At 69.8% G+C, this 11,411-nt stretch carries 12 protein-coding genes; 9 read left to right on the top strand and 3 right to left on the bottom strand.

The window, feature by feature from the left end:
* Positions 1–84: 84 nt before the first annotated feature.
* On the top strand, positions 85–1,833 hold the full coding sequence (locus ACGFIF_RS16705) for an ABC transporter ATP-binding protein (RefSeq protein WP_393155308.1): 1,749 nt from the start codon (positions 85–87) through the stop codon (positions 1,831–1,833).
* Between the two features lie 118 nt (positions 1,834–1,951).
* Positions 1,952–2,818 carry a serine/threonine-protein kinase gene (locus tag ACGFIF_RS16700; protein ID WP_393155307.1) on the top strand — a complete coding sequence of 289 codons (867 nt, stop codon included), beginning with the start codon at positions 1,952–1,954 and terminating at the stop codon, positions 2,816–2,818.
* On the opposite strand, the gene ACGFIF_RS16695 is transcribed toward ACGFIF_RS16700, so the two are convergent.
* From ACGFIF_RS16695 to ACGFIF_RS16685, 3 genes are read right to left on the bottom strand one after another with little or no spacing between them, the layout of a single operon-like run.
* Positions 2,815–3,546 (bottom strand): SDR family NAD(P)-dependent oxidoreductase, encoded by a 732-nt coding sequence (locus ACGFIF_RS16695; protein ID WP_393155306.1) that lies wholly within the window; start codon positions 3,544–3,546, stop codon positions 2,815–2,817. The two genes, ACGFIF_RS16700 and ACGFIF_RS16695, sit on opposite strands and share 4 nt — an antisense overlap.
* The gene (locus tag ACGFIF_RS16690; protein WP_393155305.1) at positions 3,537–4,430 is read right to left on the bottom strand and encodes a DUF1365 family protein; all 894 of its coding nucleotides are present in this window, start codon (positions 4,428–4,430) and stop codon (positions 3,537–3,539) included. Before ACGFIF_RS16690 ends, ACGFIF_RS16695 begins: the two co-directional genes overlap by 10 nt.
* Positions 4,424–5,680, bottom strand: a complete 1,257-nt coding sequence (locus ACGFIF_RS16685) for an NAD(P)/FAD-dependent oxidoreductase (protein WP_393155303.1) — start codon at positions 5,678–5,680, stop codon at positions 4,424–4,426. The genes ACGFIF_RS16690 and ACGFIF_RS16685 overlap by 7 nt, the downstream gene beginning before the upstream one ends.
* A 134-nt stretch (positions 5,681–5,814) precedes the next feature.
* Between ACGFIF_RS16685 and ACGFIF_RS16680 the strand changes: the two genes are divergently transcribed.
* The 7 genes from ACGFIF_RS16680 (at position 5,815) to ACGFIF_RS16650 (ending at position 11,402) form a co-directional block, all read left to right on the top strand.
* Positions 5,815–6,621, top strand: coding sequence for a DUF4397 domain-containing protein (locus tag ACGFIF_RS16680; protein ID WP_393155302.1), 807 nt, complete (start codon positions 5,815–5,817; stop codon positions 6,619–6,621).
* Positions 6,618–7,184, top strand: a complete 567-nt coding sequence (locus tag ACGFIF_RS16675; RefSeq protein WP_393155300.1) for a class F sortase — start codon at positions 6,618–6,620, stop codon at positions 7,182–7,184. Before ACGFIF_RS16680 ends, ACGFIF_RS16675 begins: the two co-directional genes overlap by 4 nt.
* 34 nt (positions 7,185–7,218) lie before the next feature.
* Positions 7,219–7,779 carry an RNA polymerase sigma factor gene (locus ACGFIF_RS16670; RefSeq protein WP_393155298.1) on the top strand — a complete coding sequence of 187 codons (561 nt, stop codon included), beginning with the start codon at positions 7,219–7,221 and terminating at the stop codon, positions 7,777–7,779.
* On the top strand, positions 7,766–8,569 hold the full coding sequence (locus ACGFIF_RS16665; protein WP_393155296.1) for an anti-sigma factor domain-containing protein: 804 nt from the start codon (positions 7,766–7,768) through the stop codon (positions 8,567–8,569). Before ACGFIF_RS16670 ends, ACGFIF_RS16665 begins: the two co-directional genes overlap by 14 nt.
* 98 nt (positions 8,570–8,667) lie before the next feature.
* On the top strand, positions 8,668–9,672 hold the full coding sequence (locus tag ACGFIF_RS16660) for an aldo/keto reductase (RefSeq protein WP_393155295.1): 1,005 nt from the start codon (positions 8,668–8,670) through the stop codon (positions 9,670–9,672).
* A 59-nt stretch (positions 9,673–9,731) separates the two neighbouring features.
* A complete protein-coding gene (locus tag ACGFIF_RS16655) occupies positions 9,732–10,127 on the top strand; it encodes an SRPBCC family protein (protein WP_393155294.1) in 396 nt (131 codons plus the stop codon).
* Positions 10,128–10,196: 69 nt separating this feature from the next.
* Entirely contained in the window at positions 10,197–11,402 is a 1,206-nt protein-coding gene (locus ACGFIF_RS16650) for an ROK family protein (protein ID WP_393155292.1), read from the top strand.
* Positions 11,403–11,411 lie beyond the last annotated feature (9 nt).

The following is an 11,411-nucleotide window of genomic DNA, read 5'->3' as shown; positions in this document are numbered from 1 at the left end:
CATCCGTGCAGGCGCAGCCCGACGACAGTCGTAGTACCAAGGTGCACTACCGGGCCCGACCGGCTGACGACGACCGTGGTGGACATGAAGCTCCCGCTGTCTCTCGCCATCGCTGGGCCTGCCGCCCGAGTGCAACGTCCTGCACTCGCGGCTGCGGCTGGCCTGGTCGTGCTGCGGGTAGGAGCGGTGCTGTTGCGGCCCTGGCCGCTCGCGTTGGCTGTCGACTACGCGCTCGCTCCTGAGCCGGCGACCGGCCTGGACCCCGTCGTACTGCTTGCTCTGTCGGCGCTCGCCGGCGTGCTGCTGTCCACGGTGATCGGACTGCTCGACATGGCCAGTCTGCAGGCTGCCGAGGGTGCGGCCGAGCGGATCGGGGCGTCGCTGCGCGCCACGATGTTCCAACGGACGATGACACGGTCCCTGCGCTGGCACGACCGGATGCGCAGCGGCGAGCTCGTGTCCCGGTTGACCACGGATGTCGGCCGGGTGCTCGACGGAGTCGTCGCGGTGACCACATCGTTCTTGCCGGACGCAGTGATGCTCATCGGCGTCCTCGCGTTGCTGTGTGTCTTCGACCCGGAGCTCGCCCTGATCGGGCTGGCGGTCGTGCCCGTGCTGGCGGTTCTCGCAGTGCGTCAACGCAGGCTCATCCGTACGGCGCAACAGGACGCCCGAGCCGAGTCGGGACGGTTGGCCGGGGCAACGACCGACCTGTTGCGGAACGTGCGGGCCGTGCAGGCGTTCGGCCGGATCGATCGGGCCGCGACGATCTTCGGTGCGCGGAACCGCGCCGTCCTGGAGGTGGAGCAGCGAGCGATTGGCGTGGATGCGCGATGGACTCCGGTGGCCGACGGCGTACTCGCGATCGGCGCCGCGCTGGTGCTGGTCGTCGGCGGTCGCCACGTGCTGACCGGTGCGCTGACGACCGGGCAACTGCTGGTGGTGCTGGCGTATCTGCGCGACCTGTACTCGCCTGTCCGTGGGTTGACGCGGCTGTCCGCCGTACTGGCGAAGGCCGGTGCGAGTGCGACGCGGGTGCAGGAGGTGCTGGACTGTGACGAAGCGGTCGTGGATCGGGTCGGCGCACGACCGGCGCCGGTGCTGCGAGCGGGCGTGCGCTTCGAGAGCGTCGGCTTCAGCTACGAGTCCGCGCACCCGGTGCTGAGGGATTTCGACCTCGACATCGACGCCGGCGAGACGATCTGCCTGCTGGGGCCGAGCGGTATCGGCAAGAGCACCGTGCTGCACCTCCTGCTCCGCCTGTACGACGTCGACGCCGGGCGGATCACGATCGATGGGGTGGACCTGCGCGACTGCACCCAGCGGAGTCTGCGGGAGCGCTTCGCGTTCGTCCCGCAGGCCCCCTGGCTGCTGGACGCGACCATCGCCGAGAACATTGCCTTTGGCAACCAGGACGCCACCCGGGCGGGCGTGGTCGCGGCCGGCCGGGCGGCCCTGGTCGACGAGTTCACCGACCGTCTGCTGTTCGGCTACGACACTCCGCTGGGCGAGGGCGGCGTCCGGCTGTCGGGCGGTCAGCGCCGCCGGGTCGCGATCGCCCGGGCCGCGGTCTCGCCCGCGCCCATGGTGCTGCTGGACGAGCCGACCTCTTCCCTCGACCCGGCCTCGGCCGCCGCGGTGGTCGAGGCCATCCGGACCACCACGACCCATCGCACGGTCCTGCTCGTCACCCATGACCGCGATCTGGCCGCCATCGCCGACCGGGTCGTCACCCTGCTCCCGCACGGGAGCCACTCCAGCCGACCGGAAGGAGGTGACAACCATGCTCCGCATCAAGCCGGTCATGCACCGCGGCCGCGGACGGTCCCGTAGCCGTTCTCGTTCCCGCAGCCGTAGCCGTTCACGTAGCCGTTCGCGCTACTGACCGCTCCCGGCCCGCCGGCGCCGACCCGACGCCGGCGGGCCATCCTCGAGAAGGGCTGTCGACGTGATGATTGTTGACACTGAGGACGGGTTGGCCGTCTGGGATTGGGCCGAGGGGTGCGAACTCCCCGCCGGCACACTCGCCATCGAACGACTCGGCGTCGGTCACCGGTGCGAGACGTGGCTGGTCTGGTCGGTCGAGCTGTGGGCGCCCGCCGTACTGAAGGTCGTCCGGCCCCACCAGCTCAACCATCCGCGGGCGGTGAAGGCCCTCCGGCGCGAGACCGCCGCACTTGCCGGCACCTGGCACCCGGCCCTTCCGCAGCTGCTCCTGGACGGAAGCGACGACACGATCCCGCACCTCCTGCTCGAGTACGTCGACGGCCCGACGCTTGCCGACGAACTCGACGAGCACGGCGCCCTGCCCGAGAACGAGGTCGCACTCCTCGGTGCGCAAGTACTTCCAGCCCTGATGACGCTGCACGACCGCGGCCTCGCCCACCTGGACGTCAAGCCGGACAACGTCGTCCTCTGCGACGGCCGTCCCATTCTCATCGACTTCGGCACCGCCCGCGCGATCGGCAGCCCCCAACCAGCAGGCCACCCGGTCGGCACTGTCGGCTACGCCTCTCCTGACCAAGAGGCCTGCACCCCGGTCTCGGTCGCCATGGATATCTACAGCCTCGGCCAAACCCTCCTCGAGGCCGGCGACCTCGACGCCCACCAGCCAACGTCAGACCTGACGACCCTCCTGGCGCGTCTCACCGACACAGATCCCGTCCTCCGCGGCACCACCACGGAAGCTCTCATCGCCCTCGCCGCCGCAGCCGGCGACCTGCGGCCCTGGCCCAACTGGCTCGACCGCTTCGCAACCCGCGGTAAAGGTGTGGGGCAAGCTGCCACCAAGCTCCGCCAGGCTCATGCCGACAGCTAACTTCGTGCGAGGAGGCGGGTCCAGAGGTTGTCGGGGACGATCTTCGCCAGCCTTGCCAGCCACGCCATCTGCCAGGGGAAAGTGATGCGGGTGGTGCGGCGTTCGATGCCGTCGGCAATCTCCCGGGCGGCGCGCGGAGCGGAAATGATGAACGGCATCGGGAAGGAGTTGGAGCGGGTCATCTCGGTGGCGACGAAACCGGGGCAGACGGTGACGACGTTGATGCCGTCCGGGCGGAGGTTGGCGCGGAGGGCTTCGAGGAGGTTGATCTGAGCGGCCTTGGTCGCGCCGTAGGCCTCCGCGCCGGGCAGACCGCGGTACCCGGCGACCGAGGCGATCCCGACGATCAGGCCGGCGTGGGCGGCCTGGAGACGCGGGATCACGGCGTCGAGGCAGTGCGCCATACCGGACAGGTTGACGTCGAGATGACGCTGGAACGACTCGGCGTCGAACTCCTTCAGCTGCTTCCAGTAGCCGGCACTCAGGACGACGATGTCCAGTCCGCCGAGCTCCTCGACGACACGATCCGCCGCCTGCCGCACCGCCTCGGCATCGGTGATGTCGACCGGAACCACGGCCATCCGCCCGGCCGCCACGTCCTGCAGCTCGGACACGCGACGCGCCGACACAGCAACCCGCGCGCCGCGATCCGCCAGCTCACGCGCCAGCGCGGCGCCGATCCCCGACGACGCTCCGACGATCCAAGTACGACGCCCGGTCAGCTCCACGGTCGATTCCTCCTCTGTCGCCGTACCAACGCGAACTGAGACACCCCCAGGTACCCGGAGCGGAAACCCGCCTCCGAGTACGCCAGGTAGAACTCCCACATCCGCCGGAACACCGCGTCGAACCCGAGCCCGGCGATCTCGTCCGCCCGCGGTGAACCGCTCCCGCCAGAACCGGAGCGTGGGGTACGGCGGACAACCGGCAGCCGGCGTAGCCAGAGCCAGATGCCGTGGAGGCGGATCAGAGCCCAGACCTGATACGGAACGAGTGCGGCCACGAGCAGAGTCGTACGGCGGACCGGACGCGGGCGGCCGGCGAAGGTGGCGCTGAAGACGCGCGATCCGTGCTGGCTCAGATCGATCACGACGTTGATCCGATCCCGGTCGAGCCGGAGCGTCACGTCGTACTGGCCGTTCACTGCGAAGAACGGCGAGACGTAGAACTCCTTGCGCAGCGAGAACCGGTCCGGGCGAGCCAGGTAGGCGTGGCGTTCTCCGTACGTGTTGTGGACCTCGAGGATCACCCAGCGCGGCTCCTCCGCCGGGCCGAGGCACCAGAAGACCGTGAGTGGGTTGAAGACGTACCCGAGACTGCGTGCGTTCGCCAGCATCAGGACGCGGTCCCCCGACTCGAGCACTTCGCCGCGGGCGGCCGCGAAGGCCGCCACATTCTCCCGCAGCGAGCGGGACGCATCGCCCAGGTGATCAGCCACCCGGAACGACGCGAGCGACCGGTGATCCGGCAGATCGTCGAGGTCGACCAGCCACTGGTACGTCCGGTAGCGGAACCGATGCCGCTTCGGCCCTCGCCGGCTGTGGCTCACGCGCCCCGGCACGATCGCGGGGACGCCCGGCACGATCGCGGGGACGCCCGGCACTCTCACCACCGGACACCGAACCGCGCCGCGGCCGCGACCCCGGACCGGCAACCGTCCTCGTGGAATCCCCAGCCGAGATGGGCGCCGGCGAACGCCAGCCTCGGCCCGCCCTCGTCCTGGAGGAAACGACCGGCCGCCACCGAGCCCGGGGTGAAGACCGGGTGCGCGTACGTCATCCGGCTCACCACTGTCGCGGGATCGACCCAGCCCTCCGGATTCAGCGTCACCAGATACTGGTCGGCCGCATCGAGGTCCTGGAGACGGTTCATCCAGTAGCTCACCAGCACCTGCGGCTCATCGGCCTGACAGTCACGCATCCGGTAGTTCCATGAAGCCCGCGCTCGCGGCCTCGCCGGCAGCACGGCCGGGTCGGTGTGCAGCCACGCCGGGTTCACCGAGTAGCTGAACGCGCCGAGCAGCGACTTCTCCGCCGGAGTCACGTCGGCGAGCAGGTCGAGCGCGGTGTCGGCGTGCGTTGCCATCACCAGGCGATCGAATTCGAGACAGCGGCTCGCGGTGAACACCGAGACACCGTCGTCATGCCGCAGGACGGCGCGCGCCGGCGAACTCGTCCGGACGTCGCCGATCCGCGCGACGATCTCGTCGACGTACGTCCGGGATCCGCCGACGACCGTCCGCCAGGACGGCGAGTCGCCGACGCTCAACATCCCGTGATGGTCGAGGAAGCGGAACAGGTACAGCGCGGGATAACGGCCGGCCGGCCCCGAGCCGCAGGACCACACGCAGGAGACCAGCGGGATCGCGAAGTGCCGGACGAAGTACGGCGAGAAGTCGTTCGACCGGAGGAACCCGGCCCAGGTGCAGCCGTCGTCACCGGTCGCGAGCACCCGGCGCGCCTCGCGGTGGAAGCGTCGTACCTCGGTCAGCAGTCGGACGAACCGATTGTTGACAATCTGCCGCCCGAGCATCGCCGAGAGGCCCCGGCCCCCGGCGTACTCGAGACCGCAGCCGTCGCAGTGGACGCTCATCGACATCTCCGTCGGTCGCGTCGCGATGCCGAGCTCGCCGAAGAGCCTGCGCAACTGCGGATAGGTTCGCTCGTTGTGGACGATGAATCCGGAGTCGACCTGATGCGTCCGGCCGGCCCGATCGGTGACCTCGTGCGTGTGCGCATGACCGCCGGGCCGGCTGTCGGCCTCGAACACGGTGACCCGGTGGGTGTGCCGCAGCACATAGGCCGCGGTCAGCCCGGATACTCCCGAACCGATGACGGCGACGGACGGACGGTGTCCTTCCATAGCTGAGCTCCTCACGCGTGGTTCCTCGTACTTCCGCCGCAACCCACTCCGCGGATGCACCCAGATCCGATGCATCCGCGGGAGGGGTCGCGGCGGAAGAGACAGACACACACCCCGACCCCTAGGAGGGTTCGATGTCTGTCCGCGAGTTCGCCGCAGTGATCAGCGCAGGTCTGCTGCTCGCCGGTGTCCCGGTAGCGAGCGCCCAGGCCGCACCGGCCGCAACCGCGACCGTCTCGGTGCTGCATGGCGTCCCCGGCGCTACCGTCGACGTCTACGCCAACGGCAAGAAACTGCTCTCCAACTTCAAGCCCGGCACTCTCACCGACCCACTCGAGCTGCCCGAGGGTGACTACGACCTCAAGGTCACGGCGGCCGGCCAGAGCGCCGCACTCATCCAGGCGAACGACGTCGCCGTACCCGGTGGAGCCAACGTGACTGTGGTCGCGCATCTCAATGCCGGTGGCAAGCCGGTACTGACGCCGTTCGTCAACGACACGTCGAAGCTGGCCGCGGGACAGGCCAGGCTGACGGTCCGGCACACCGCAGCCGCACCGGCTGTCGACGTGCGGGCCGGCGGGAAACCTGTCTTCACCGACCTGACCAATCCCAAGCAGGCGAAGGCCGATCTGCCGGCCGGGACGGTCAAGGCCGACGTGGTCCTTGCCGGTACGACGACGGTCGCCCTCGGCCCGGCCGACCTCAACCTGAAGGAGGGCACGAACACCATCGTCTACGCGTGGGGCAGTGCACAGTCCAAGAACCTGAAGCTCGCGGTCCAGTCCATCTCCGGCCTGCACGGCAACCCGTCCGGCGTCCCGGGTGGCACCGGAGGCCAGGCAGCCGCGCAGCAGCAGCCCGTCTGGCCGGCCGTTGCTGCCGGTCTGCTCGCTCTGGCGCTGGTCGGTGGCGGTGCGGTCGCCCTTCGGGTGCGCTCGTGAGTCATGCACGTGGTGTGGCCGTCCTCGTGGCGGCCACACTCCTCGCGACCGCGGGCTGCCGGTGGCTTCCGGCCACAGTCCGCACGCACGATGCCGCCGTACCAACGGTCGCCCCGACGCCTGCGCCGGTGCGCCTGGTGGTGAAGTCCGTCGGGATCGACGTACCGGTCCGGGCCGTCGGTGTCGCCGCCGACGGCCAGATGGAGTTACCGCCCGATCCGGCGACGATCGGCTGGTACCGCTTCGGTCCCGGTCCCGCCGACGTCCAGGGCGCGGTGGTCCTCGGCGGCCATCTCGACAGCAAGCAGTACGGCGTGGGTCCGCTGGTCCGGCTGCGCAAGCTCCGGACCGGTCAGCTGATCCGGATCTCGTCGTACGACGGACGCAGTACGACGTACCGCGTCGACCAGGTCCGCGAGGTCCCCAAACGGCGCCTGGCCCTCGCGGACCTCTTCGACCGGGCCGGAACTCCCCGGCTCCGGATCATCACCTGCGGCGGACGCTATGAGCCGGACAACGGCGGATATCAGCAGAACCTGGTCGTCAGTGCGACGCGGATCTGACGTCTCGGCGACCGCTCCGGCTAGAGTCCGAGCCGTGACCAGCATCGCCGGCGAGCCCTCGCCGGCCGAGATCGCCAAGGGCTTCGCCGAGGGACGCGAGGATAGCCTCGCCGCTGCCTACCGGCGCTGGTCACGCCTGGTCTACACGCTGGCGATCCGCGTCCTGGGTGACCAGCACGACGCCGAGGACGTCACCCAGCAGGTATTCGTCTCGGCCTGGCGGAGCCGGGAGAGGTTCGATCCGGCCTCGGGAAGCCTGGGCTCCTGGCTGACCGGGATCACCCGGCACCGGATCGCGGACCGACTCGAGGCCCGCAGCCGCGACCGCCGCAACGCCGCCGCGGTCGGCGAGACCCTGCCGCCGCAGCCGGCGGCTGATGACCAACTCGTGGACCGGGTGCTGCTGGCCGACGAGCTGGACCGGATCGACGAGCCACGCCGGACCATCCTCCGGCTGGCTTTCTACGACGACCAGACCTACCCGCAGATCGCGGCGCAACTGAACCTTCCACTCGGCACAGTGAAGAGTCACGCGCGACGAGGTTTGCTGTATCTGCGGGACAGGCTGAAGGAGGTGAACAGTGACGCATCTTGACGAGGAAGTCCTGGCTCAGTGGGCCCTGGACGGAACCGAACCCGAGCCGGACGCAGCTGACCACCTCGCGACCTGCGCTCGCTGCCAGGAGGCCCTCGCGGAACTGCGGGAGCTGTCCGTGGAACTGGGCGAGACACCCGAGCTGGCCACCCCGCCCACCCAGGTCTGGGATCGCATCTCCGCCGACCTCGAACTCGCTCCGGCCACCACCACCGCCGCCGAGCCCGAGCCAGGGACTGAGCCCCAGCCCGGGCCCGGGCGTGGGCCCGGGATTGGGCCTGGGCGTGGGCCCGAGATCGGGCGGGCAAACGGGCCTGAAGCCGCCGGCGGCAGTGAGCCGGCGGCCACGCGGCGACGTACCTACGGCCGTGGCGTGCTGGCGCTGGCCGCGAGTGTGGCCGCGGTCCTGGGCATCGGGATCGGCCTCGGTGCCGCAGGTCTCCTCGCCGTCGACGAGCAACCGGCACCGGTCGCCGCGGTCCGGCTCGAACCGTTGCCCGGCAAGTCCGGCAGCGGCACCGCCGACCTGATCCAGGCCGGCAACGAACTGCAGGTCTCCGTCACCGGCCTGAGCGCGGAGACCGGGTACTACGAACTCTGGCTGATCAACTCCGACGGCCAGCGGATGGTGTCACTCGGCGTCCTCGACCCCGGTCAGGCCGACACCTTCCGGATCCCGGACAACCTGACCAGCCAGGGCTATCTCATCGTCGATGTCTCGCTCGAGCCGAACGACGGCAACCCGGTCCACTCCCGCGACAGCATCGTCCGGGGCACGCTGCCGGGTTGATACGTCGTACGCATGAACTAGCCCGAACATTGGCATTGGACGAATGAACTGTGTCGTACCTAGCCTCGCAGGTAAAAGTTCACCGCGAGGAGGATGTCATGCGAAGCGTCGGGTTGGGGCGGACCGGGGAGCAGGTCAGTCAGTTGGCACTGGGGGCCATGCTGATGGGTACGTCGACCGATGAGCCGACGTCGGTCGGGATGCTCGAGCGGTACCTGGAGGCCGGCGGGACGTTCATCGACACCGCCGACTGCTACGCCTGGTGGCCCGGGCCGGACTTCACCGGTGGCGAGAGCGAGGAGCTCCTCGGGCGGTGGCTGGCGAAGAGTGGGAAGCGCGACGAGATCTTCCTGTCCACCAAGGGCAGTGCGTGGGTCCGCGACCCGGAGCCGATCCGGACCGGGGACGGCAGCTGGGAGACGATGGCCGCACAGTGGGTGGGCGCCGGCGGCGACACCCTGCGGCACGCGATCGACGACAGCCTGCGCCGGCTGGGCACGGACCACGTCGATCTGTACTACGTCCACGTCGACGATCGGTCCACGCCGCTGGAGGAGACGTTGTCGGCGCTCGCCGAGATCGTTGCCGCAGGCAAAGCCCGGTACATCGGCTGGTCGAACGTCCGGACCTGGCGGCTCGAGCGCATCCGCGCGCTGGCCGAGAAGAACGGCTGGCCGATGCCGGTCGCGGTCCAGGAGGAGCACTCGTACCTGCGCCCGAAGGCCGGCGTGAACACCTTGTCGATTGTCGACGATGAGCAGGTCGACTATCTGCGCGCCAACGACGACCTGACCCTGGTGGCGTACTCGCCGATCCTGAAGGGCATCTACGACGATCCGGCCAAACGCGAGGGCCATCAGATCATGTCGTCGTACGCCGGTCCGGACGCGGAGGCGAGACTCGCCGTACTCACCGAGGTGGCCGCCGAGCTGGACGTCACCCCGAACCAGCTCGTCATCAGCTGGCTGCTCCACCGGACCGATCCCGAACTGATCACGCTGATCGGCCCGCGCACGCCCGAGCAGCTCGAGACCGCCCTGGCGGCGGGCGACATCAAGCTCAGCGAGGACCAGCTCGACCGCCTCGACAACGCCGGCGCCTGACGGTCAGATGGCCGATTCGTTCAAGACCGGCCTGGCGACAGCTCGCTAACGTCGGGGGCATGAGCACCTCACGACACCTCAGCACACACATCGATCGGCCCGCCCAGGACGTCTACGCGTACGCCTCCAACCCGGCCAACGTGCCCGAGTGGGCGGCCGGGCTGGGCGGGTCGATCGAGCAGGTCGACGGCGACTGGGTCGCCGAGTCACCGATGGGACGGGTCGTCGTCACGTTTGCCGAGAGCAACGAGTACGGCGTCCTGGACCACGACGTGACCTTGCCGTCGGGCGAAACCGTCTACAATCCGATGCGGGTCATCCCGGACGGCGACGGCTCCGAGGTCGTCTTCACCATCCGCCGGCGGCCCGGTATGACCGACGACGACTTCGACCGTGACGCGAGCGCCGTACAGGCTGATCTGCTGACGCTCAAGAACCTGCTCGAAGGCCGCTGAATCAGCCCGCTCCGGTGATAATATGCAGGCCATTTAGCAGAATCGGCCGAGCGTAGGGCGAGTCATCGGATGAGTCACGACAGAGCCGTCGGCGGGCGGATGGGCGATTCGTCGCTGTTGCGCAGGCTGAACCTGGCCGCCGCCCTGGGCGCCTTCGTCGAGTCGGAGCCGCTGACGCTGCGGGAGCTCCGCACTGTCGTCGGTGTCTCCCGGCCGACGGCCGAGGACCTGCTCGCCGAGCTGCTCTCCGAGGGCCGGGTCGAGGAGACGACCCCACCCCGCCAGCCGGAGGCTCGCGGCGCCGGGCGGCCGGCGCGCTACTTCCGATTCCGGGCCGAGTCCGGGTACGTGAGCGGCCTGGACATCGGCGCACACAAGGCGATGGCCGTGGTCACCGACCTGCGCGGCAGAACGCTTGCGACCCATCGTGTGGAACTCGACCCCGAGCTGCCGGCGGTCGATCGCGTGCGGGCGGCGGTCGAGGCCGCCCGCGACAGCTGGGCCCAGGCCGACCTCAGTCCGGCCGATATCACCGGGATCGCCTGCGGGGTGACCGGTGCGCTCCGGGCCGCCGAGGGTGTGCACGATGTCCGCGAAGGACCGTTCGGCTCGGGTCTGGCGCCGTACTCGCTGCCCGGTTTCACCGAGATCGACGTGGCCGGCGAGCTGTCGGCCGGGCTCGGAAAGCCCGTGGCCGTGGCGAATGACGTGAAGCTCGCAGCATTGGCCGAGCACTGGAAGGGTGCGGCGCGCGAGCATCGGGACATCGTCTACATGTTCGCCGGTCACCGTGCCGGCGCGGGCGTACTGATCGGCGGGCAGGTGCACCAGGGCCGGCATGGCGCGGCCGGTGAGATCGGCGTGTTCCCGATGCTGGGCTGGGAAGCGGCGATGGCTCGACTGCACGCCCGGGGCGCCGTATTGGCCGACGAGCAGGGCGTTGGACCCGGCCGCGAAGGCGAGTTGGTGATCACCTCGGCGGCGCGGCAGGACCCGGAGAGCCTGGCAGTGCTGATCGAGTTCGCCGAGGCGCTCGCCCGCGGCGCGGCCGTGCTCGCGCTGGCCGTCGACCCTGAGGTGATTGTGCTCGGCGGCGGCATGTCGCGCGGCGGCGCGATCATCGCCGAACCGTTCCGGCGTGAGCTGGCCAAGCTGACGCTGGTCCCGCTCGAGGTCATCACCTCGACGATGGGCGCCGACTCGGTCGCCCTCGGCGCCGCCCGGATGGCGCTGGACACGGTGATCGCCGACCTGCTGACGGTGCCCGGGTCTTGACCCGGACAC

Source organism: Kribbella sp. NPDC049174, assembly GCF_043197365.1.
GTDB lineage: Bacteria > Actinomycetota > Actinomycetes > Propionibacteriales > Kribbellaceae > Kribbella.
The sequence above is the reverse complement of the archived record's forward strand: the minus strand, read 5'-3'. Positions and strand labels throughout refer to the sequence as shown.